Origin of the sequence: Deinococcus sp. (assembly GCF_018260555.1) — a bacterium.
Lineage (GTDB): Bacteria > Deinococcota > Deinococci > Deinococcales > Deinococcaceae > Deinococcus.
This window is the reverse complement of the sequence record NZ_JAGLBB010000023.1, coordinates 1-21,482: the sequence shown is the minus strand read 5'-3', so window position 1 is coordinate 21,482 and position 21,482 is coordinate 1. Positions and strand designations below refer to the sequence as shown.

Annotated in this window: 20 protein-coding genes; 6 read left to right on the top strand and 14 right to left on the bottom strand. The window is 68.2% G+C overall.

Annotated elements, in window-relative coordinates; all coding sequences use genetic code 11:
• Positions 1-24: 24 nt before the first annotated feature.
• Positions 25-1,401 carry a chromosomal replication initiator protein DnaA gene (dnaA, locus tag QZ271_RS06320; RefSeq protein ID WP_291429891.1) on the bottom strand — a complete coding sequence of 459 codons (1,377 nt, stop codon included), beginning with the start codon at positions 1,399-1,401 and terminating at the stop codon, positions 25-27.
• A gap of 285 nt (positions 1,402-1,686) precedes the next feature.
• Complete coding sequence (locus tag QZ271_RS06315) at positions 1,687-1,815, bottom strand: hypothetical protein (protein ID WP_291429873.1); 129 nt, start codon at positions 1,813-1,815, stop codon at positions 1,687-1,689.
• An 18-nt stretch (positions 1,816-1,833) separates the two neighbouring features.
• Here QZ271_RS06315 and QZ271_RS06310 point away from each other — a divergent pair, with 18 nt between their 5' ends.
• A complete protein-coding gene (locus QZ271_RS06310; protein WP_291429872.1) occupies positions 1,834-2,121 on the top strand; it encodes a hypothetical protein in 288 nt (95 codons plus the stop codon).
• Positions 2,122-2,262: 141 nt separating this feature from the next.
• On the opposite strand, the gene dprA is transcribed toward QZ271_RS06310, so the two are convergent.
• The 9 genes from dprA to QZ271_RS06265 form a co-directional block, all read right to left on the bottom strand.
• Positions 2,263-3,336, bottom strand: a complete 1,074-nt coding sequence (dprA, locus tag QZ271_RS06305) for a DNA-processing protein DprA (protein ID WP_291429871.1) — start codon at positions 3,334-3,336, stop codon at positions 2,263-2,265.
• Between the two features lie 255 nt (positions 3,337-3,591).
• Positions 3,592-5,031 (bottom strand): HAMP domain-containing sensor histidine kinase, encoded by a 1,440-nt coding sequence (locus QZ271_RS06300; protein ID WP_291429870.1) that lies wholly within the window; start codon positions 5,029-5,031, stop codon positions 3,592-3,594.
• Positions 5,031-5,690, bottom strand: coding sequence for a response regulator transcription factor (locus QZ271_RS06295; protein ID WP_291429869.1), 660 nt, complete (start codon positions 5,688-5,690; stop codon positions 5,031-5,033). Before QZ271_RS06295 ends, QZ271_RS06300 begins: the two co-directional genes overlap by 1 nt.
• Before the next feature lie 379 nt (positions 5,691-6,069).
• Positions 6,070-6,468 (bottom strand): hypothetical protein, encoded by a 399-nt coding sequence (locus QZ271_RS06290; RefSeq protein WP_291429868.1) that lies wholly within the window; start codon positions 6,466-6,468, stop codon positions 6,070-6,072.
• 257 nt (positions 6,469-6,725) lie between these two features.
• Complete coding sequence (locus QZ271_RS06285; protein ID WP_291429867.1) at positions 6,726-8,204, bottom strand: dihydrolipoamide acetyltransferase family protein; 1,479 nt, start codon at positions 8,202-8,204, stop codon at positions 6,726-6,728.
• Between the two features lie 23 nt (positions 8,205-8,227).
• Complete coding sequence (locus QZ271_RS06280) at positions 8,228-8,461, bottom strand: hypothetical protein (RefSeq protein ID WP_291429866.1); 234 nt, start codon at positions 8,459-8,461, stop codon at positions 8,228-8,230.
• 29 nt (positions 8,462-8,490) lie between these two features.
• Positions 8,491-9,459, bottom strand: coding sequence for an alpha-ketoacid dehydrogenase subunit beta (locus QZ271_RS06275; protein WP_291429890.1), 969 nt, complete (start codon positions 9,457-9,459; stop codon positions 8,491-8,493).
• 71 nt (positions 9,460-9,530) lie between these two features.
• The gene (locus tag QZ271_RS06270) at positions 9,531-10,661 is read right to left on the bottom strand and encodes a thiamine pyrophosphate-dependent dehydrogenase E1 component subunit alpha (protein ID WP_291429865.1); all 1,131 of its coding nucleotides are present in this window, start codon (positions 10,659-10,661) and stop codon (positions 9,531-9,533) included.
• A gap of 544 nt (positions 10,662-11,205) precedes the next feature.
• Complete coding sequence (locus QZ271_RS06265) at positions 11,206-12,807, bottom strand: aminotransferase class V-fold PLP-dependent enzyme (RefSeq protein ID WP_291429864.1); 1,602 nt, start codon at positions 12,805-12,807, stop codon at positions 11,206-11,208.
• A 132-nt stretch (positions 12,808-12,939) separates the two neighbouring features.
• Between QZ271_RS06265 and mnmG the strand changes: the two genes are divergently transcribed.
• From mnmG to QZ271_RS06240, 5 genes are all read left to right on the top strand, one after another.
• Positions 12,940-14,745, top strand: coding sequence for a tRNA uridine-5-carboxymethylaminomethyl(34) synthesis enzyme MnmG (gene mnmG, locus QZ271_RS06260; protein WP_291429863.1), 1,806 nt, complete (start codon positions 12,940-12,942; stop codon positions 14,743-14,745).
• A 312-nt stretch (positions 14,746-15,057) separates the two neighbouring features.
• Entirely contained in the window at positions 15,058-15,285 is a 228-nt protein-coding gene (locus QZ271_RS06255) for a hypothetical protein (protein ID WP_367114321.1), read from the top strand.
• A complete protein-coding gene (gene rsmG, locus QZ271_RS06250; RefSeq protein WP_291429862.1) occupies positions 15,282-16,016 on the top strand; it encodes a 16S rRNA (guanine(527)-N(7))-methyltransferase RsmG in 735 nt (244 codons plus the stop codon). Before QZ271_RS06255 ends, rsmG begins: the two co-directional genes overlap by 4 nt.
• A 64-nt stretch (positions 16,017-16,080) precedes the next feature.
• The gene (locus QZ271_RS06245) at positions 16,081-16,830 is read left to right on the top strand and encodes a ParA family protein (protein WP_291429861.1); all 750 of its coding nucleotides are present in this window, start codon (positions 16,081-16,083) and stop codon (positions 16,828-16,830) included.
• Positions 16,814-17,659, top strand: coding sequence for a ParB/RepB/Spo0J family partition protein (locus QZ271_RS06240; RefSeq protein WP_291429860.1), 846 nt, complete (start codon positions 16,814-16,816; stop codon positions 17,657-17,659). The genes QZ271_RS06245 and QZ271_RS06240 overlap by 17 nt, the downstream gene beginning before the upstream one ends.
• Before the next feature lie 281 nt (positions 17,660-17,940).
• On the opposite strand, the gene QZ271_RS06235 is transcribed toward QZ271_RS06240, so the two are convergent.
• The 3 genes from QZ271_RS06235 to QZ271_RS06225 form a co-directional block, all read right to left on the bottom strand.
• Entirely contained in the window at positions 17,941-19,356 is a 1,416-nt protein-coding gene (locus QZ271_RS06235) for a VanW family protein (RefSeq protein WP_291429859.1), read from the bottom strand.
• 75 nt (positions 19,357-19,431) lie between these two features.
• Positions 19,432-20,430: a YpdA family putative bacillithiol disulfide reductase gene (locus QZ271_RS06230; RefSeq protein WP_291429858.1), complete on the bottom strand. Its 999-nt coding sequence runs from the start codon at positions 20,428-20,430 to the stop codon at positions 19,432-19,434.
• Between the two features lie 95 nt (positions 20,431-20,525).
• The gene (locus QZ271_RS06225) at positions 20,526-21,299 is read right to left on the bottom strand and encodes an AIM24 family protein (RefSeq protein ID WP_291429857.1); all 774 of its coding nucleotides are present in this window, start codon (positions 21,297-21,299) and stop codon (positions 20,526-20,528) included.
• Positions 21,300-21,482: the final 183 nt, after the last annotated feature.

The following is a 21,482-nucleotide window of genomic DNA, read 5'->3' as shown; positions in this document are numbered from 1 at the left end:
CACTGGAAAAAAACAGCCCTAGCATTATGTTCCGTATTCCTCGTCTTCCAGACCCTGCATCCGGCGCCGCAGGGTCTCGACCGCCGCCGTGATCTCGGGCTCCCGGCCCACCTGCTCCGTCACCTTGCTGATGGCGTGCATCACCGTCGAGTGATCCCGCCCGAAGAACTGCCCGATTTCCGGCAGCGAGTGATCCGTCAACTCACGGATCAGGTACTGCGCCACCTGACGCGGCAGCACCACTTCACGCACCCGCCCGGAGCCGCGAATCACGTCCGGCGGCATGTTGTAATGCGCCGCCACCTGCTTGAGCACGTCCATCATCTCGACCTTGACTTCCTGCGGCGTGAACACATTACTCAGCGCCTTGGCCGCCACCGCCCGGCTGAAGGGCACGTTGTTCAGGCTGGAAAACGCCACCACCCGCATCAGCGCGCCCTCCAGCTCACGGATGTTGCTCGTGACCTGACGCGCGATCAGTTCCAGGACCTCCTGCGGAATGTCGATGCGGTTATGCTCGGCATTCATCTTCAGGATCGCCACGCGCGTCTCGTACTCCGGCGACTGGATGTCCGTGATCAGCCCCCACTCGAAGCGGCTGCGCAGCCGCCCTTCCAGCGTCTGAATGTCCTTCGGCGGCCGGTCGGAACTCAGGATGATCTGCTTGTGGTTCTCGTACAGCGCGTTGAAGGTATGGAAGAACTCTTCTTGCGTGCGCTCCTTGCCGGCCAGGAACTGAATATCATCGACCAGCAGCAGGTCCACGCTGCGGTACCGGTTGCGAAACTGCGTCATGCGGTCCTCGCGGATCGCGTTGATCAGATCGTTCGTGAACGACTCGGTCGAGACGTACTCGATGCGTTTGCCCGGAAACCGCTCGGTCATGTAATGCCCGACCGCGTGCATCAGGTGGGTCTTGCCCAGCCCGACGTCCCCGTAGATGAACAGCGGGTTGTACGCCTTGCCGGGCGACTCCGCGACCGCCAGCGCCGCCGCGTGCGCGAGGTTGTTGTTCGGGCCCACCACGAAGTTCTCGAAGGTGTACTTAGGATTCAGGACCTTGCGGTTCTCGACGGGCGCGGGGACCGGGGCGGCGCGCCCAGCCGGGCCTGGTGGGGGCGGCGGCGGGTCGCTGGGCAGCAGCAGCGCGTCCTGCGCGGCCGGCAGCACCTGGAAACTCACCTGCGGATTCTGCGCCCCCAGACTGCGCAGCGCGTCCTCGAGCAGTTCCAAGTAATGCTTGCGGAACCACTCCTGCGCGAACGAGTTGCGGACGCCCAGCACCAGCGAACCCTCCTGCACGCCCAGGTTTTTCACGGGGGCGAACCAGGTGTGGTATTCCACCTCTGAAATGTTCTTGCGGACGTACCCAAGCACGTCCGCCCAGATTTCCTGCGAGATAAGCCGCACCTCCCTTAAGGCACTCTTGAAGCGGGGGTCAGCATACCATCCGCCCCGGCTTCTCTCGGGGGCACACTGGAGAGAAACGGGGGCGCCGACTGTTCCGGCCTGTTCTTCTCTCCACGCGGCCAGCGTCTGCGCCTCGCGCTCGGGCGTCAGGGCGTAGTCATGGCGGCCCCGGCACTCCAGGCGCGGGTATCACGGGCCGTCACCTCCGGGCCGCGCAGGGTCAGGCCTGCCGCCAGGGCGCGCGCGGCATCCACGTCCATCAGGCCCACCTGCTCGCTACCTTCCGGGATGAACAGCGGCAGACTGCCCGCGCGTCAGGATGCTCACGCGGTGCCCACCCGCTAGGAACGCCAGGACGATGTGCCGGGCCACGAACTGCGTGCCACCCAGAATCAGGATGTTCATGCGCTTATCCTGTCACCCATGAAGGTGAGGTTCACGCCGGGCCGCGTCCGCGCCCGCATTGACGATTTGGAACTCGCGGCCCTAACGCGCGGCGAGGCGCTTGAGACCCGTGTCGAGTGGCCCGGCGGAGGCTGGACCCTGACCCTCGACCCGCACGGCGACACGCTGGGCGGGAACGCCGGGCACCTGAGCGTGGGCCTGCGCGCCCGATTGCCCGACCTGCTGGATCCTGCGCAGGAAGGCGTGACCCTGGGCGGCCCGCCGCGCGTGACGGTGGAAAAGGACTTCGGCCCGCAGCACGGCTGATACGGACTCCGATTGAATGGTCTTTGCAGCCCATTCAATCCGAGCGGAGCGAGCAGGAGAAAGGCAGGTTCCGGGCGTGAAGTGGGCGACTCGGTGTTCTTCCGGGTTGCCAACGCAACAGACGGAACTCGCCTGATCAGGTCAGCGTCGGCTCCAGCGACCCCCGACTTCCTCGACCAGTCCGGCGAGTTGCAGCATGACCAACGCGGTCTGAACGTCTGGCAGCGGCAGGTGTGTGCGGGCCTGAAGGTCGTCCAGCGTGGCGGGCGCGTTGATGGCGGCCAGCACCTGCGCCTGCTCGGGCGGGAGGTTCAGCGCGGGTTGCTGCGGCACGCTGCCCCACCCGAATTCGGTCAGGATGTCGGCCGCGGATTCGGTCAGGACCGCGCCGTCGCGGATCAGGGCGTGCGGCCCGGCGGCGCGTGGGTCCCCGGCGCGGCCCGGCACGGCGAACACGGTGCGCCCGCATTCGAGCGCGTGTGTGGCGGTGATCAGCGACCCGCTCTTGCGTTCGCCCTCGACAACCAGCGTCCCGGCACTCAGGGCGGCAATCAGGCGGTTGCGGGTCGGAAAGTGATGCTGCGCGGGACCGGTGCCCAGCGGGTACTCGCTGATCAGCGTGAGCCGTCCGGCCAGCCGCTCGTTCTCGCGGGGGTAGATGACGTTCACGGCGCTGCCCAGCACGCCCACACTCACGCCCCCCGCCTCGACCGCCGCGCCGTGTGCCGCCGTGTCGATTCCGCGCGCCAGTCCGCTGACCACGACCACGCCCGCGCGGGCCAGGTCTGCCGCGACCGTACGGGTCAGCGACACCGCGTGAGGACTGGCGGCGCGCGTGCCCACGATTCCGATGGCACGCGGCACGACCGACAGGTCCGGCAGGTCGCCCAGCGCCCACAGCACCGCCGGGGCGTCTTCCAGGGCGTCCAGGGCGGGCGGGTAGCCGTCCAGCCCGCGCCCCAGCAGGGTCACGCCCAGGCGCGCGGCCTCGGTCAGTTCCGCGTGGGCCTGCTCGGCGGCTTTCGGGGTGCCGATGGCGGTCACACTGCGGTCCAGGCCCGGTACGCCGCGCAGTTCGCTGCGGGGAGCGCGCAGCGCCGCGTGGGCCGATCCGAAGTGGGCGCGCAGGTGCTCGGTGCGGCGCGGCCCCAGCCCCGGCGTGAAGCGCAGGGTCAGCAGCGCCAGCAGTTCCTCTGCCGCGCAAGGAGCATTCATACGGACTCCGGTTGAATGGGCTGTAAAGGCCATTCAATCCGAGCGAATGCGAGTGGGAGAGAAACGGGTTCCGGACGTGGAGCTGACAATCCGGTGACGTTCCGGATTGTCAGAGAAACAAACGGAATCCGTGTCAGGTCGGCAAACAGAGGACGGCTGGTCACCGGGTCAGCATACGGTCCGTGCCGGGCGGCGCGGGGTCGGAATGCGCTTCGCCCGGCGGGGGGGGCGGGCGGCGCCCCTCCCAGCAGAACGTCAGGAGCGGGCGGGCAGGGGCGGTTCGTTCCGCACTTCCGTCTTCTGCTCTCCGACCGGCTCGTCGCCGTCGTCGCCGAGGGCCGCGCCAGGAATCGCCAGCGTGAACAGCGCGCCCCCCTGCGGGTGGTTCTCACCGGTCAGGGTGCCGCCGTGCATCAGCGCGATCTGCCGTGACACGCTCAGGCCCAGGCCGCTGCTGCCTGCTCCGCTCACGAACGGCTGGAAGATCTGCTCGCCCAGGTCCGCCGGCAGGCCCGGCCCGCTGTCCCGCACCGTGAAGGTCAGCCACTCGGGCGTCCCGGTCAGGTTCAGGGTGACGGTGCCGTCCATGCCGGCGGCGCGGCGGGCGTTCGCCAGCAGGTTGCGAAGCGCCTGCGTCAGCCGGTCCGGGTCGCACAGGATGCCGCCCTCCCAGTCGCCCGTGAAGGTCGTGCCCGGCACCAGCCGGTCCACGCGGCCCCGCAGCGTCCGGGCCGGGATGAAATGCCACACGAGTTTCATCTCGAGGTCCCCGCGCGCCAGTTGCATCAGGTCCTGCGTGGTGAAGGTCAGTTCGTCCGCGACCAGCGAGGCCCGCTGCACTTCCGGGTCGTTCGTGCGTTCCTCGGCGCGTTGCAGGCTGGCCTTCAGGACGGTCAGTGGCGCGCCCAACTCATGCACGATCTGCCCCAGCAGTTGCTTCTCGCGCGCCTGTCCGTCCTCGATGCGGACCAGCAGGCGGTTGATGGCCGTCAGCAGGCGGTGGACCTCGTCCTCCTGCGCCGGTAGCGGCAGCGTGGCGAGACTGCGGGTCGGGTCGATCCGGTCCGCGAGGTTCGCGGCGTGTTCCAGACCGCTCAGGGCGCGGCGCCCCACCCACCAACCGGTCAGCAGCAGCAGCAGCGGGGCCACGATCAGCGCCAGCAGCAGCGCGCTCAGGGCACTCTGCCGCGCGGCGATCAGGTCCACCTCGGGCAGGCCCACCCACAGCGTCCCGAAATCCCCCACCGGGCGCTGCACGGCGCGGATACTGGTGTCCTGCACGCTCACCTGCCCCTGGGTACCGAAGGGGAACGGTGCGTCGTTGAATTCGCGCAGGATCGGACTGGTCGCGTACACCACGCCCTGTGTGTCGATCAGCATGGTGTACGCGCTGGCGCTGCCCGCCGTGCGGCCCAGACCGCGCTGCGCCCCGGTGAACGCCTCGGCCAGCGTGTCGGCGCGTTCGTTCAGGCGGTCCGTGAACTGCTGATCCATGCGTGACAGCAGCAGCGTCACCACGCCCAGACTGGTCAGCAGGATCAGGAGCAGGGCCAGCAGGCTGTACGTCAGGGCCAGCCGGAAGCGCAGCGAGTGCCGCCACGCCACCCGCGCCGACACCAGCCCCCCACCGGAGGCCAGCAGCGCGGCCCGGCGCGGCCCGTCCGGGGGCGTCACGGGCCGCGCGGCCGGGGTCATCAGACCTGCAGCACGTACCCGACGTTGCGGATCGTGCGGATTCTCAGGTCACTGCCCGCTTGCTCCAGTTTCTTGCGCAGCTGCGAGATGCGAACCTCGACCGAGTTGCTGTTCGGCGTCTCCCAGCCGTACAGGTGAGACTCGATGTCGGCGCGTGAGAACACCCGCTCGGGCGTGCGCATCATCAGTTCCAGGATGCGCGCCTCGTGCTCGGTCAGGTTGGTGTGCTTGTCATCCACGGTCAGCAGCAGACTGCTGGTCGAGAGGCTGGTGTTGCCCAGGTTCACGCCCGACCCGGCCGCCGTGCGCCGCAGCAGCGCCGTGATACGCGCGTCGAGTTCCGGCATGGCGAACGGTTTGGTCAGGTAATCGTCGGCTCCGGCGTTCAGGCCCGCCACGCGCTCCTGCACGCCACTGCGCGCCGAGAGCACCAGCACCGGCGTGCTGGAGTACTGCCGCAGCGCCTGCACGAGATCCAGGCCGTCGCCGTCCGGCAGGTTCAGGTCCAGCAGGATCAGCTGGGCCGTGTGGGTTCCCAGCCACGCCTGCGCGTCCCTGAGGGTACCGGCGTGCTGCACCTGGTACTCGCCGGACAGGTACTCCTTGAGCAGGGGCCCGAGGTGCGGATCGTCTTCGACAACAAGAATCTGGGCCAGCATGACTTTCTCCTTGTGGGGCGGCCGGTACGGAACCGCAGGGAAACGTGGGCGGAAGCCTGGCCCGATCCTAGCGCGGCGCCCCGGCCGGGAACGCTATGAACAGCAACCCTTTGAACAGGAACCCTATGAGTAACTGCTCAGCAGGGTAAATTGCTCAGAATCTGAATTCAGCCCTATAAATTGCTAAGAAGCTGCTTTCAAATGACTGAAATTGCCGATATGGGCGAATTGGTTCGTCCAAGGCAGATTTGCAGTAACTATTATGCTCATACAAAACGGGAACAAGCGTTTTTTGCCGTGTTTATCGTGCTGAGCAGTTACCCCTATGAAACAGAGGGCAGTCTGGATCACTGCCCAACGGCTCACGGCTGGTCCCGGGTTACTTCTTGTTGGGGGGCGCGGCTTTCAGGCCGGGCAGGGTCACGGGCGTGCCCGGTACCTGCACGCTCACCGTGAGCTTGAAGGCCGCCAGGAACCGCGTGATCGACTGCTGACCATTCTCGAGTTGCAGGTCCAGCGTGCCGCCGCGCAGCACGCCGCCGTAGCGGCTTTTCAGGGCCTGGAAGGTCTTCCGGTCGCGTTCCTCGTCGCTGGGCGCGAACAGCACCACGACCGGTCCGTTGTAATCCCCGACCAGCCGCACTTTCAGTTGCCCGCCGCTGCTCTCGCCGTCCCCCAGGGGGGTCTGCAGTTCACTGTCCCACACGCTGATCTTCAGGGCGTGGGTGGGGGCGCACAGCAGCAGGGCGCACAGCATCAGGGCAGGGAACTTGAGCATGGTCGTCGGGAGGTCTCCAGTATCGGGGCAGGCCACTCGGGGCCAGGGAAGGAAGGGGGGGCGCGGCAGACCGGGAGGACTCCTGACCTGTGATTGCCCAGCGTAACGCCTGTACCTGACGCCCCGCTGAAATCCTGGCCGCAATTCCACATCAAGCCTGAAGGTGGGGCCCGCGCGCTGCCACGCCGATCCCGGTCGCCACGGGCACGCGCACGGACCGGAAGCGCCCCGGCCCTGGACTCTCCCCTGCCCCGCGCTTACAGGGCTTCGAGCAGCAGACGGTCGGGGTTTTCCAGCAGGCGGATCACTTCCCGGCAGAAGCGCGCCGCTTCCGCGCCGTCCACGAGGCGGTGATCGAACGACAGGCTCAGGTACATCATGTGCGCCACGACGATGTTGTCGTACTCGTCCACGATGGGGCGCTTCACGATGGAATGCACGCCCAGAATCGCGGCGTCCGGCACGTTGATGATCGGGAACGAGAACAGCGCCCCGATGGACCCGATATTCGTGACACTGAAGGTACTGCCCGCCAGTTCGTCCGGCTGGAGTTTCCCGGCCTGCGCGCGCCCGGCGATGTCCGTGACCTCGCGCGCCAGCTCGAACACGCTCTTGTGGTTCACGTCCCGGATGACCGGCACGGTCAGGCCCGCGTCCGTGGCGACCGCCATGCCGATGTTGTAGTAGCGCTTGTGGACGATCTCCTGCGTGGCCTCGTCGAAGGACGTGTTCAGGCTCGGGTACCGGCGCAGCGCCGCCGCGACTGCCCGGAAGATGAACGGCAGGTACGACAGTTTCACGCCGGCCGCCGCCGCATCGTCTTTCACGCGGGCGCGGAACTCCACGAGTTTGGTCAGGTTCACCTCGTCCACCGTCAGGGTCCGCACGGTGTACAGGTGACTGGCCTGCATCTGGTTGCTGATGGCGCGGCGCATGCCCCGCAGCGGCGCGCGTTCCTCCAGGTGCTCGTAGCCTCTGGGCGTGCGGTACTGCGCGGGCGCGACCGGCAGGCCAGCGGCGCCTTTCGCAGCGGACGCTGCCGGTGCAGGGGGGGAGGCCGCTGGCGCTGCGGTGGGTGCGGCGCCGGCCGGAGCGGCGATCGCGGGAGCGCTGGCCGCCGCTGCGCCCTGGTGCTGCGCGAGCACGTCGCTGACGCGGATGCGGCCGTTGGGACCACTGCCGCGCACGTCGGCCAGCGGCACGTTCAGTTCGCGGGCCAGTTGCCGCGCGGCGGGCACGGCCAGCACCCGGCCGTCCGCGCGTGCGGGCTGGGTGGCGGTCTGGGTGGCGGACGCGCCGCGCGTGCCGAGACCCTGCACCTGCACCTGCTCGTCCGAGGCGAAGGCCCTGAACAGGCTGCTGGCGTCGTCGTCGGCCTTGCCGGTCAGGTGGCCGGCCTCGACGATGCTGCCCTGATCCTCCTGCGCGCGTTCCTCCTGCTCCTGAACAGAGGCCGCCTGAACAGAGGCCGCCGGGGCGGGCGCTTGGGGGGCGGCTCCTTCCGCCTCCTCGATCAGGGCGATGACGCCGTGAACGGCCACCACGTCGCCCTCACCGGCCAGTCGGCGGCGCAGCACGCCCGCCACCGGGCTGGGGAGTTCCACCGTGACCTTGTCGGTCATGACCTCGCACAGCGGTTGTTCCAGCACGATGGTGTCTCCCTCGGACACCAGCCACTTGAGAATTTCACCCTCGACGACACTTTCAGCGAGTTCGGGCAGCAGGATTTCTTTCATGGGGAACCTCGGGGGTCGGGCCTTCAGCGCAGTACGAACGCGCGCAGCAGGCCGTAGATGATGAGCAGGAGTGCCAGTCCCTGAATCCAGCGTTCCCCGCGCGCGTACACCCAGGCGCTGGCACCCAGCAGGGCGAACATGCCGCCGATTGCGGCGCTCTGCCACGGTTCGGCCAGTCGGCCAGCCAGGGCGTACAGCGCAAAACCGGTGCCCAGGCCGATGGAGCCCAGCAGGGGACGAAGCAGGTCGGGTTTCATGGACTTCAGGGTAGGGGCTTTCAGGGGGCTCAGTAGTTCAGGGCGCGGACGCAGGCGGCCACGATGCGGTTGGCTCCGGGCAGGTACACCTTGTCCTGCACGTACGGGTACGGCGTGTCGAAGCCCGCGACCTGCCCCACCGGGGCGAGCAGCGAGTCGAAGACCTGCTCCTGGATGACGTACGCGACCTCGCCCATGAAGTTGCTGATACGCGGGGCCTCGCTGACCAGCACGGCGCGGCCGGTCTTCTCGACGCTGCTCAGCACGCGCCCCTTGTCCCAGGGCACCAGCGAGCGCAGGTCGATGACCTCCACGCTGACCCCCCCCTCGGCGGCCAGGGCGTCGGCGGCCTTCTCGAGGTCCGGCATGACACCCCCGTACCCGATCAGGGACAGGTCCGTGCCCGCGCGCCGCACGGCGGCCTCACCGAACTTCACGACGTAATCGTGGGCGGGTACCTCGCCCTTGGCGGCGCGGTACAGGCGTTTGGGTTCGAAGAAGATCACGGGGTCCTCGCCGCGCACGGCGCTGCGCAGCAGGCCCTTGGCGTCGTAGGGAGTGCTGGGCATCACGACTTTCAGGCCCGGCGTGTGCGTGTAGTAACTCTCGGGGCTCTGGCTGTGGTGGTGGCCGCCCTTCACGCCGCCGCCCGACGGCGTGCGGATCACCAGCGGCGCCGTGAACTGCCCGCCCGACCGGTAGCGGATCTTGGCAGCCTGCGAGATGATCTGGTCGAAGCCGGGTCCCATGTAGTCCGCGAACTGAATTTCCGCGATGGGGCGCAGGCCGCGCACGGCCATGCCCACGGCGGCCCCCACGATGCTGGCCTCGCTCAGGGGCGTGTCGAACACGCGGCGCGGCCCGAAGCGTTCCTGGAGGCCGGCGGTCGCCATGAACACGCCGCCGCGCGCGCCGACATCCTCTCCGAACAGCACGACGCGGCTGTCGCGTTCCATTTCCTCGGCGATGGTTTCGGTCACGGCCTGAATCAGGTTGATGGTCCGCCCGGCGCCTTCAGCGTTCGGTGTGGCCGCGTCTTCCTGGGAAGGGTGGCGCCCCTGCGTGGCGCTCACGCCTGTCCTCCCTGGCCGAACGGCGCCTGCCCGGTCTGTTCGGCGCGCAGGAAGGCTTCCTGGTCACGCAGGTGGCCCGGCAGGTCGGCGTACACGTCCTCGAACATGATGCGCCAGTCGGGTTGGCCGGTCGCCTCGGCTGTCAGCACCTGTTCATCCACCTCGCGGTGCGTCTGCGCGATCAGTGCGGCGCGCTCCTCGGCACTGACCGGGTGGCCCAGCCGTTCCAGCAGCTGCTCGACGCGGGTGATCGGATCGCGGCCCAGCCATTCCTGGACTTCCTCGCGGGTGCGGTAGTGCTTCTCGGCGTCCGCGTCGGCGTTGCTGTGAGAGCCCACCCGGTACGTCAGGCACTCGATGAGCGCGGGACCGTGCCCGGCGCGGATCCGGTCGGCCACGTGCGCGCAGACCTCCATGACGGCCACGAGGTCGTTACCGTCCACGTAGTAGCCGGGCATGCCGTAGGCCCGGGCCTTGATATGAATGGTCTCGCTGGCCGTCTGCTCACGGATAGAGGTGCTGATCGCCCACTGGTTGTTCTCGCACACGAACATCGCGGGGGCCCTGGCGGCGCCGGCCATGTTCAGTCCGGCGTGCCAGTCGCCCTCGCTGGTCGCGCCGTCCCCGAAGGTGCAGACCGTGAGTTCATCCACGCCCAGGTACTTCTGTGCCATGGCGTTCCCGGCGGCGGGCGGCACCTGCGAGGCGATGCTGGAACTGATGCTCACGAAGTTCTGCGCCTGCGCCGCGAAGTGGTGCGGCATCTGCCGGCCACGCGACGGGTCGCTGTTCGTGCCGAGGCACTGGCTGAGCAGTTCGGCCATCGGAACGCCCATCGCCAGCCCCAGGGTATGGTCGCGGTAGTACGGCCAGACCCAGTCGTGGCCCACGCGGATCGAGCGGGCCAGGCCCACCTGGGTGGCTTCCATGCCGCTGGACTGTGCGTAGAAGGTGGTGCGCCCCTGGCGGAGCAGCGTGATGAGCTTGCGGTCGAATTCGCGGGCGCGCAGCATGAGGGCGTGCAGCTCGCGCAGCACTTCGGGCGTGAAACGCTCCGGCAGTGGCTGGACCGGCGTGCCGTCCTCCGCCACGAAGCGGATGGGTTCAGGGGTAAAGGGTTCAATCATGGGCTGGGGCCTCCTGATACGGGCCCGGATGGGAGGGTTGGTCACCGTTCCACCCGAGCCGAGCGAGTGAGAGCAGGGCGGGTTCCGGGCGTGAAGTTGGCAACCCGGTAGGGTTCCGGGTCGTCAACGGAACAGACGGAGTCCGTGTGACAGGGGACCGGAGGCGCGGCGCAGTGGCCGGCCCCTCCCCTGATCAATCTGTCTAACGCTCGTTAGGCAGTTTAGACGGTTTTGACCACATGCGCGAAACCTGTCCGGCCCCGGGGCGTTCAGTGTCCCTACCCATCGCCCTCCACTGGCCGCGAACGGCCAGAAGGCTACTTACTGTCCGGCCAGGCTGGACACAGCCGCGAGTAGGTCATCTGGAGTGCTGTGTGTTTGCCTGGCCATCCAGATGACCTGCTCTTACACGCCGGGTGGCGCAGCTCCGCGAGTCCGGTCAGATGGAACGGATTGCCCACCCTTCTACCCGGGGGCGCCTGATGTTCCTCCGGCCATCCGCTCGGATTGAACGGCTCTGCAAGCCACCCAACCGGGGTCTGGATCAGTGCGCGAAGAAGACCAGTCCCGCGGGTACGTCGACCGGGACAGGTCTCCCCTCCCCCGCCGTGGACAGCCCGGCTGCCCGTTCGTGCGCCTGGTGCAGGTACGCCGCATACGGAACCGGGCCCACCTGCCGTTTCGGGCGGGCGTCGCCGAACAGACTCATCGGCGCGCGGTCTGCCGGGTGCGTCCAGGCTCCACTGGCCCAGTCGAAGTTGTACAGCGCCACGAAGCGCTCACCGTACTCGGCCACGAACTCCATGGCGTCTAGCAGGAACTCCACCTCCTCGTCCGTCGCCCACGGCGCGAGATTCAATCGGGTCCATCCGGGCTTCACGCCGTCCAGGTGATTCACGGCGCACTGCATGAACTGCTCGCTGCGCCGGTCGTCGATGTCCAGGAGCGCGTGCCCGTACGGCCCGGCGCAGGCGCAGCCCCCACGCGCCTGAATGCCGAACAGGTCGTTCAACAGCCGCACCACCAGCCGCGGGTGCAGCTGCGTGCCCGAAGGCGTGAAGGTCAGGAACGACAGGAACGCCAGTCGGGGCGCGTCCAGGTTCCCCAGGAGTTTCAGGCGCGGATTCTGGCGGATACGGCTCAGGGCGCGCCCGTACAGCTCGTGCTCGCGGGTGGTCAGGGCCTCGGTCCCCAGTTGCTCCTTGACCCGGAAGGCCAGGGCGGCACGCAATTTGCCCAGAATGGCGGGCGTTCCGGCGTCCTCGCGGGCCTCGATGTCCTCCACGTACAGCTGCGCCGTGCGGTTGACAAAGCGCACGGTGCCGCCGCCCGGGGTGCTGGGAACGCTCAGCTGGTACAGCTCCTGGCGGAAGCACAGCAGTCCCGGCGTTCCCGGCCCGCCCACGAACTTGTGCGGACTGAGGAACACCGCGTCGTACCCGTCCTTGCGCCCGGGCTTCATGTCGATCTTCACGTAAGGGCCACTGGCCGCGAAATCGAAGAACGCGAACGCCCCGTGCGCGTGCAGCAGGCGCGCTACCGAGCGGGTATCGGTCAGCAGGCCGGTCACGTTACTGGCCGCGCTGAACGATCCGATCTTCGGGCGTCCGGCGTACCGGGGGTCTTTCAGGGCGCCGACCAGCGCGTCCAGGTCCAGGGTGCCGCGCCCGCACAGCGGAATCTCGACGACCTCGGCCAGCGTCTCCCGCCAGCTGATCTCGTTACTGTGGTGCTCATACGGCCCGACGAACACCACGGGCCGCTGCGAGTCCGGCAGGGCGCCCAGTACGGTCTGGCGGTGCGGGCCGCCCACGACCAGTCCCAGGATCTCCTGCATGCGGCGCACGGCGGCCGTGCTGCCGGACCCGCAGAACACCAGCTTGCAGGTGCTGTCGGCGCCCAGTTGCTCCTTGATGTACCCGGCCGCCTGATGCGTCAGGTGCGTCAGGTGCGCGCCGGTAGCGCTGTCCTCGGTGTGGGTGTTCGCGTACAGCGGCAGGGCCAGCGTCTCCAGGCGGCGCTCGACAGAGTGCAGCGCCCGGCCCGACGCGACGTAATCGGCGTACGTGACGCGGCGCTCCCCGAAGGGCGTGTCGATCAGTACGTCGGTTCCGATCAGGTCAGCGCGCAGGGCATCAAAATCCATGCCCTATCTTAAGCCGGCTTCATAGAACCCACTGTGTGAACGGGCGGGCGTGTGAAATTGCCGGAGTTTGCGGCGTTCGGGAAGGCGGGTCACCCTAGGGCGAGACGGCGCCCGGTACACTGACCAGTTGAGATGAGTGGCTGGAATGTGATCGTGATTGGTGGTGGACACGCGGGTCTGGAAGCGGCGTGGGCCGCCGCGAAGTTCTCCCGTGTGGCCCTGCTGATCGGCAACCCGGCCACGGTGGGCCGGATGCCCTGCAACCCGGCGGTGGGCGGCCCCGGGAAGAGCCAGCTGGTGTTCGAGTTGCAGGCCATGGGCGGTCTGATGGGCCGGCTGGCCGATGAGACCGCCATTCACACCCGCGTGCTGAACGCCAGCAAGGGTCCAGCCGTGCAGTCCCTGCGCGTGCAGAACGAGCGGGACGCCTACGCCGAGCGGGCGCAGGACGTGATCTTCGGCCACCCGAACATCGATATTCTGCGCGGCGAGGCCGCCGATCTGGAAAGCGACGATCACGGCGGCTGGCGGGTCGTCACCACGGATGGGCGGCGACTGGCGGCGCGTAGCGTGGTCGTGGCAGCCGGGACCTTCATGCGCGGCGTGACATGGTACGGGCGGCAGTCGCGCGCCGAGGGTCGGCAGGGCGAGCCACCCTCCCGGTTCCTGTCCGCGCCGCTGGCCCGCGCCGGGCACGTTCTGAAACGCTTCAAGACCGGCACGCCGCCCCGCGTGCGCGCCGACGCCGTCAACTTCGCCGAGCTGCTGGAAATTCCGGCGGACCCCAACCCACGCGGCTTTACGGGCACGCCCGGCCCACGCGCCGCCGAATCGCCCACCTGGCAGACACACACCACCCCGGAAACGCACCGCCTGATCCACGAGAACATTCACGAGTCGCCCATGTACTCCGGGGATATCGAGGGCCTGGGGCCGCGTTACTGCCCCAGCATCGAGGATAAGGTTGTGCGCTTTGCCCATCACGACCGGCACCTGCTGTTCGTGGAGCCGGACGGCGTGCAGACCAGTGAGGTGTACCTGCAGGGCTTTAGCTCCTCGCTGCCGCCGCACCTTCAGGACGCTCTGGTGCGCACCCTGCCCGGCTTCGAGCAGGCCGTCATTCAGCGCTACGCCTACGCGGTCGAGTACGACGTGGTGGACTCGCTGGAATTGACCCTGAACCTGGAATCGAAGCGGATGCCGGGCGTGTTCACGGCTGGGCAGATCAACGGTACGAGCGGCTACGAGGAAGCGGCTGCGCAGGGACTCATCGCCGGGACCGCCGCCGCCCGCCGCGCCGGGGGAGAGGCCGAGGCCTTCATCGGCCGGGACACCGGGTACATCGGTGTACTGCTGGACGAGCTGGTGTTCAAGGGAAGTAACGAGCCGTACCGCATGATGACCAGCCGCGTGGAGCACCGCCTGCTGGTCCGGCAGGACAACGCCGACGAGCGCATGACGCCCATTGGGCACGCGCTGGGACTGGTAGACGCCGCCGAGGTCGCGCGCGTGGAGCAGAAGTACGCCCGCGTGCAGGCCGGGATCAACGCCCTGGCCTCGCAGCGTGTGCAGGGACAGGCCGGGGACGCCTGGCTGCGCCGCCCGGAATTCACGCTGCCGGACGTGGAAGCCCTGGGTGTAATGTTGCCTGAACTCTCGACCGCTGAGCGCGAGGCGGTCGAGATCCGCGTGAAGTACGCCGGGTATATTCGCCGCGCTGAGCTGCAACTGCGCGCCGAGGACCGGTCGCGTGATCTGAGTCTGGGTGGCGTGGACTTTGCCGTCATCGGCTCGCTGTCGAACGAGGCGCGCGAGAAGCTGACTCGCCTGCAACCGCAGACCGTCGAGCAGGCCAGCCGCATCTCCGGCGTGCGGCATGCCGACATCAGTGCGTTGTTGGTTCATCTGAAAGGAATGGGTGTTTCACGGGAAACCTGACGGTGAAACAAGTGGGTGTCTGTGAATGGAGGACCTGATGGTGAGGCGGGGCATACCCCTGTGCCGAATGCCCCTGCTTGACGGCGCGGATGTTTCACGGGAAACTTGACGGTGAAACAGGGAGGCCCTGCCTAGCGCAGGCCTGCCCGCCCGGAGGTTGCCATCACAGATCCCCAGTCCAAGCCATCCACTGAAGCGGCCAGCCTGCCCGCCCGAGCCCCCAGCGACTTTCATCAGGGGCTGCTGCTGGGCATCCTGATCGGCGAGGGTTCGTTCGGCGGCGACGGCAAGCAGCCGCAGATCACGCTGCGCATGCACACCCGCCACCAACGGCTGTTCGAACGCCTGCTGGAACTGGTGCCCGGCTCGAAGCTGTACGGGCCGTATGACCACGGCGGCAGACGGTATTTTCAGTGGATGGCACGCGGGCAGGTGCTGCGCGACACGCTGCTGCCCATGCTGGACGCCCTGCCCTTGGAGGACACCGATGAATACGTCTACGAGAGGTACCAGGAAATGAAACTCAGGTACGGACTGTGACCCCCGAAGGCGAGGCGCTGCTGCGCCAGGGAGCTGCCGAACTGGGCCTGAACGTGGACGCGCAGTTACCGGCCTTTGCCGCGCTGCTCACGCTATTGGTCGAGGCGAATACCCGTGTGAACTTGACGGCCCTGAAGACCGAGCCGGACATCGTTCTCAAGCACTTCGTGGATTCCCTCAGCTGCCTGCGTGGCGGGCACCTTGAGGGAGCCGGACGCGTGATCGACCTGGGCACCGGCGCGGGCTTTCCGGCGCTGCCACTGGCGATCATGGGGCCGCACACGACCTTCACGCCCCTGGACTCGGTTCGCAAGAAGATCGACTTCGTGCGCGCCGCGGCCACCTCGCTGGGCCTGAGCAACGTGCAAGCGCAGGTAGGCCGCGCCGAAACACTGGGCCGCGACGACGCCCACCGGGAAAGCTACGACCGGGTGGTGTGCCGCGCCGTGGCCGCCCTGCCCATCCTGGCCGAACTGGCCCTGCCGCTGCTCAAGCCTGGCGGGCGCCTGGTTGCCCAGAAAGGCCCGATCAGCGAGGCCGAGTTACAGGCCGGTCGGCAGGCCGCCGCCGAGGTGGGTGGGCAGGTGAGCGTGATCGACGCCTTCACGCTGCCCGTCCTGGGCGACGCCCGCACCCTCATCGTGATCGAGAAGACCGGCCCCACCCCGGACCGGTACCCCAGGCGTGAGGGTGTGCCCAACCAGCAACCGCTATTCTGGGCGGCACGGTGACACGAATGCGACTTCAGGACAACTCTACCTCCGCGGGGAACCGCGCCCCCAGCCGGGCGGGCGCATGAAGGTTCTCGGGGTGGTCAATCAGAAGGGCGGGGTCGGCAAGACCACCACCGCCGTGAATCTCGCCGCGTACCTGGCGGCCAGCGGCAAACGGGTGCTGCTGCTCGACATGGACCCGCAGGGCAACGCCACCAGTGGCCTGGGCCTGCGCGGCGCGGCCCAGGGTCTGTACGAAGCGCTGGGCGAACCGGCCCGCGCCGAGGAATTCACGCTGGATACCGCCCAGGCAGGGCTGCGGGTCCTGCCGGCCACGCCCGACCTGGCCGGGGCCGGCGTGGAACTCGCCGAGGACCCGGACGCCCTGAGCCGCCTGCTGGCCAGCGTGAGCGGCTACGACGTGGTCCTGATCGACGCTCCGCCCAGCCTGGGTCCGCTGACCGTGAACGTGCTGGCCGCCTCGGACGCCCTGCTGATCCCCCTGCAGGCCGAGTACTACGCGCTCGAGGGACTGGCGGGCATGATGGAAACCGTCGAGCGCGTGCAGGGCGGCCTGAATCCCCGCCTGAAAGTGCTGGGCGTCGTACTGACCATGTTCGACGGCCGCACGAACCTCTCGCAGGAAGTCGAGAGCATGGTCCGGCAGCACTTCGGGGACCTGGTGTTCTGGTCGGTCGTGCCGCGCAACGTGCGCCTCTCGGAAGCGCCCAGTTACGCCAAGCCCATCAACGCCTTCGCGCCGCTGTCCGCCGGGGCCGCCGCGTACAAACGCCTGAGCGAGGAGGTGATGCAGCGTGTCGAAAAAATCTAGTCTGGGCCGTGGCCTGGACGCCCTGCTGGCCCGCCCGGCCGAGCCGCTGCCGGACAGTGGCCCGCAGGTGCAGACCCTGAAAATCGGGCAGATCGTGCAGGCCGCCTACCAGCCCCGGCAGGTGTTCGCGCCCGAGGCACTAGCGGAACTCGCGCAGAGCATCCGTGACAAGGGCGTGCTGCAACCCCTGCTGGTCCGCCCGCGCGCCGAGCACTTCGAGATCGTGGCCGGGGAACGCCGCTGGCGCGCCAGTCAACTCGCCGGACTGACCGAAGTGCCCGTCATCATCCGCGACCTCGGGGACCGAGAGGCGCTGGAAATCGCCATTGTCGAGAACCTGCAACGCGAGGACCTGGGTCCACTGGAAGAGGCCCGCGCATACCAGGCGTTGCTGGAACAGGGCCTGAATCAGGAGGGCGTGGCGCAGGCTGTCGGCAAGAGCCGCAGCGCCGTATCGAACGCCCTGCGCCTGCTAAGCCTGCCGGAAGCCGCGCTGCGCGCCCTGGACGCGGGGCAGATCAGCGCCGGGCACGCCCGCGCGATCCTCTCGCAACCCGACGCCGACCGGGCCTGGGCGCTCGATCAGATCACGACCCGCAGCCTGAGCGTCCGCGACGCCGAAGCCCTGAAGCGCGAGCGCCGCGCGGATACGCCCATCAAGGTGAACCCGCCGCGCGCTTACCGGCAACTGGAACTGGACCTGAGCCGCCGCACCGGCACCCGCGTACGCATCACGGGCGAGGACAGGGGCCGCGTGGAACTTAACTTCGGGTCCCGTGAGGAACTCGACCGCCTGCTGGAACTGCTCGGTTACGCTGCCGAGGAGTAATACGGACTCCGGTTGAAGGGGCTGCAAAGACCGTTCAATCCGAGCGAAGCGAGTGGGAGCGGGGCGGGTTCCGGACGTGGAGCTGGCAATCCGGTGAAGTTCCGGATTGTCAGCGAAACAAACGGAATCCGTCTAGTACTGACGCCGGTTGATGCGTTGTAGTTCCGAAGTGAGCAGGTACAACATCCGTCCGTTTGGGGTATAGGGCGGAATCCGTGCCAACCGCTGAACAGTGAAGGGGCCGCGTCGTTCGTGCGCGGCCCCTTCACTGTCCCTGGTGCTCAGCGACCCACGAGGTAGATGTTCGGCCAGGGCCGGTACGTGCTCTTCAGGGTGTCCTGCCTGAACACCTGGCCGCCGCGCAGGAAGGAGCGTTTCACCTCGATCACGGCGCCCGGCGCGGCCCAGTCCACCTGCCGGCGCTGCCCGGCCGGAACGCTGGCGTCCGGAATCAGTCGGTCGGCTGGCGCGGGCGTGCTACTCAGGGTGTTTGGTGTGCCGATCTGCACCGTGAAGTCCCGCGCCTTCCCGAACACGTGGACGCTCAGGCGGGATTCCTGGTCGTCCCAGTCCGTCTGGAACCACAGCGCGCCGCCGGTATCGTTGGCGAACTTGAGGTCCAGGCTGGGCTGGTAGATGGTGGCGTCCAGGCCCTGCGGGTCGTAGTAGTGCACCTGATACGAGTGGTTCTGCCGCTGACGGATGGGCAGGCCCGCTCCGTACAGCGCGCGGAACACTGTGGTGCTCACCTGACAGATACCGCCGCCCACGCCATTGGCGGTGCGTTCGCCCGCGATGACCAGTCCAGTCACGAAGCCCGCATTGAGGCTGATCGGCCCGACCATCTCGTTGAACGACACGACGTTGCCCTCGACCAGCCGGTCCTGAAAGTGGCTGGCTCCCACGTGAATGTTCTTCACCCGGGCGGCGCTGCTGCCGTAGTAGTTCGTCTCGCCGCTGCCCAGGTGCGCCGTGATCCCCCGCGACAGGAAGTAATCCAGCGTGCGTTTGGGCGCCGTCTGGCTGCCCAGGACCACGTTCACCTTCACGCCGCGCGGGTCTTTCAGGGCTGCCAGCAGGTTGGCGCGGGTCCTGTCCAGGTTCACCTGAAGGCCGTTGCGCTGCACGACCGCCCAGCCGTCCCACAGTTCCTCGAACCGGGCGTCCTGCGGCCTGAGCGGCAGGTCCCGCGTGAAGTTCAGCAGGTCGGCTTCCAGGCTGCGTGTCACGACCCCCTGACGCCGCAGCACCTCGGCCCGTTTGCCGGGAATGGTCAGGGTTCGCGTGAACGGCACGGTGGTCTTCTTGCCGTTCACCAGCGCCGGCCACCGCGCCTCCACGGTGATCAGCAGCGGGGCCGTGCTGACCGGCGCGGCCGGGGCCCTGACGCTCGGCGTGGGAACGGGCGGCGCGGGTTGCGCGGCCGGAACGGGCTGGACCGGTGCCGGCTGGATGGGCGCGGGGTTCATCGGCTCAGGTGCGGGCGGCTGCGCTGGGGGTTGCGCGGCCGGCTGGCTGGAGGGAGGCAACGCCGGAATGTCCGGCAGGGTCTGCGCGGGCGGCGCCTGAACGGGCGGGGTCAGTGCAGGCGCCGCTGGGGGAGTGGCAACCGGGGTGGTGGCCGTCTGCGCCCAGCCTCCGGAGGCACTCAGGAGCAGGGCGCTCAGCAACCAGGTCCGACGGGACGACGGGGTCATGCCCGGCAGTATTTCACGGGCCGCCCCGCCCACCATGAGCGGTTCACGGCCCGGAGCAGGGGAGGGAGCGTGGCCTCAGGAGGGTCGCGGCCCGCGCTCCGAGAGCTGCCGCTCGATCTCGACCACGGCCGCCAGCGCGTGGTGACGGCCGTTCTCGATGAACACCTGATTGGTCTTCCCGGCAAAGCCTGCGCTGCCCACCACGAACAGGCCCGGCGCGCTGCTCTCGAACGCCTCGCTGAGGACCAGGCACCCGTCGGCCTGCTCCGCGAGGTTCAGGTCCGACAGGAACGTCAGGTCCGGGCGGTAGCCGGTCAGCGCGAACGTGAAGTGCGTGGGCAGGTCCCACAGGCGGCCGTCCTCGCCGCGCACCTTCACGTGACCTTCTTCTATCTGCACGACCTGCGAGTTGAAGTGCGCGGTGACGCTGCCCTCCCGGATGCGGTTTTCCAGGTCGGGGCGCACCCAGTACTTGATGGTGCTCTTCAGCTCGGGTGCGCGGACGATCATGGTCACGTTCGCTCCGCCGCGCCACAGGTCCAGCGCGGCGTCGGCGGCACTGTTGCCCGCCCCGATCACGGTGACGTTCAGGCCCATGAACGGGTGCGCCTCGGTGTAGTAGTGGCTGACGTTCTCGCCGTCCTCGCCGGGAATGCCCAGGTGCAGCGGGTTGTCGTAGTACCCGGTCGCCACGATCACGCGCCGCGCCTCGATCACGCCGGGCGTGCCGTCGCGCTTCTCGACAGCCAGCGTGAAGCCCGCCGGGGCGGCGTGCACGCGCGTGACCTCGGTGTACTGCTCGACGTTCAGTTCTTCCCGCTGCGTGACCAGCCGGTAGTACATCAGCGCGTCGCGGCGGTCGGGTTTGTCGTGCCCGGTCACCATCGGGTGATTCCCGATTTCCAGTTCCGGCGCGGTCGTGAAAAACGTCATGTACGTGGGGTACTCGAAGATGGCGTTCACGACGCAGCCCCTTTCCAGCACCACGTAACTCAGGCCCGCGCGTTTGCAGGCGATGGCGGCGGCCAGACCCACCGGGCCCGCCCCGACAATGGCAACATCAACCAGACTCATGCCCGGCATTGTGCCAGTCCCGGCCGGCGCGGACTGCGGGACAGGCACGGTGGGCGCCGCTGCCCGTAGCGTGCTGTGCCGTTCGGGCCTCCCGTTCAGGTCAGGCCGGTGTGCGCGACCGACACGTTGCGGTGCGTGGGCGTCAGGAATACCGTGCCGGTCCCGCTGAGCACGAACACCAGTCCCTCGCCGCTGCGCGCGGCGTTGCGCAGGCCGCGCACCAGGGGCCGCAGTTCTATGCGCAGGGACGCGCTGTACATCAGGATCATGTCGCCGTCCACGATCACGGAGTCCCGCCCGTTCAGTTCGATCACCTCGACCTCCGAGACGGGTACCGGGGACTCGACCACGAAGATGCCCCGCCCGGTCAGCTTGGGTTGCCGCAGGCCGTTCCCGGACAGCGCCCCCGCCACCGACGTGTGCGTGTGCGTCCCGAGCTGCATGGTGTCCTGAGCGAGGTAAAATGCCCGGTCGTCCAGGATCATGTCGTCCCCGGCGTCCCCGGTGGACTCCGCGATGATGAAGTGCCGCCGCGTGGGTTCCGTCCAGACCCTGCCCTGCCCGGTGAAGCGCGTGGCGAAGGCACTCTCGCCCGTCCCGGCCGTCGCTATGGCGCGGCGCAGGAACCCGCCCTGCTGCTGCTGCTCCACGGCCGCCTGCACCTGCCCCACCGAGTACTGGAACGCGCCGGGTTCGATCAGCACGCCACTGCCGTTCAGTTCAGCCTCGACGGTGAAGCGGCCGTCCATCTCGCGCGTCTCGTTCAGGCCGTCACTCCCCTGCGAGAACCGCGTGACGTGCGTCAGCGCGTGAACGCGCAGCGTCAACCCGTTGCCTCGCTGCTCCTGAACCAGTTGCATGTGACTCATGTCTGGGATCATACACACCCCCGTCCCCGCGCGCTGCCCGCCCAGGAACGCAGCACCCACACTGAAAACATGACCAGAGGGCTACCGCCCGTTAAGTATGTTGAAGGTAACTGCTCAGCAGGGGACGATCAGACAGAGAAATTGGGCATGAGAATATCCCCCGTGAACACGCTGACCAGTCCA

Excerpts from the sequence above, each read along its gene's own strand:
- QZ271_RS06315 (WP_291429873.1), bottom strand. The coding sequence starts at position 1,815 with ATGAACATCCTGATTCTGGGTGGCACGCAGTTCGTGGCCCGGCACATC.
- QZ271_RS06310 (WP_291429872.1), top strand. The coding sequence starts at position 1,834 with ATGAAGGTGAGGTTCACGCCGGGCCGCGTCCGCGCCCGCATTGACGAT.
- dprA (WP_291429871.1), bottom strand. The coding sequence starts at position 3,336 with ATGAATGCTCCTTGCGCGGCAGAGGAACTGCTGGCGCTGCTGACCCTG.
- QZ271_RS06300 (WP_291429870.1), bottom strand. The coding sequence starts at position 5,031 with ATGACCCCGGCCGCGCGGCCCGTGACGCCCCCGGACGGGCCGCGCCGG.
- QZ271_RS06295 (WP_291429869.1), bottom strand. The coding sequence starts at position 5,690 with ATGCTGGCCCAGATTCTTGTTGTCGAAGACGATCCGCACCTCGGGCCC.
- QZ271_RS06290 (WP_291429868.1), bottom strand. The coding sequence starts at position 6,468 with ATGCTCAAGTTCCCTGCCCTGATGCTGTGCGCCCTGCTGCTGTGCGCC.
- QZ271_RS06285 (WP_291429867.1), bottom strand. The coding sequence starts at position 8,204 with ATGAAAGAAATCCTGCTGCCCGAACTCGCTGAAAGTGTCGTCGAGGGT.
- QZ271_RS06280 (WP_291429866.1), bottom strand. The coding sequence starts at position 8,461 with ATGAAACCCGACCTGCTTCGTCCCCTGCTGGGCTCCATCGGCCTGGGC.
- QZ271_RS06270 (WP_291429865.1), bottom strand. The coding sequence starts at position 10,661 with ATGATTGAACCCTTTACCCCTGAACCCATCCGCTTCGTGGCGGAGGAC.
- QZ271_RS06265 (WP_291429864.1), bottom strand. The coding sequence starts at position 12,807 with ATGGATTTTGATGCCCTGCGCGCTGACCTGATCGGAACCGACGTACTG.
- mnmG (WP_291429863.1), top strand. The coding sequence starts at position 12,940 with ATGAGTGGCTGGAATGTGATCGTGATTGGTGGTGGACACGCGGGTCTG.
- QZ271_RS06255 (WP_367114321.1), top strand. The coding sequence starts at position 15,058 with ATGCACACCCGCCACCAACGGCTGTTCGAACGCCTGCTGGAACTGGTG.
- QZ271_RS06245 (WP_291429861.1), top strand. The coding sequence starts at position 16,081 with ATGAAGGTTCTCGGGGTGGTCAATCAGAAGGGCGGGGTCGGCAAGACC.
- QZ271_RS06235 (WP_291429859.1), bottom strand. The coding sequence starts at position 19,356 with ATGACCCCGTCGTCCCGTCGGACCTGGTTGCTGAGCGCCCTGCTCCTG.
- QZ271_RS06230 (WP_291429858.1), bottom strand. The coding sequence starts at position 20,430 with ATGAGTCTGGTTGATGTTGCCATTGTCGGGGCGGGCCCGGTGGGTCTG.
- QZ271_RS06225 (WP_291429857.1), bottom strand. The coding sequence starts at position 21,299 with ATGAGTCACATGCAACTGGTTCAGGAGCAGCGAGGCAACGGGTTGACG.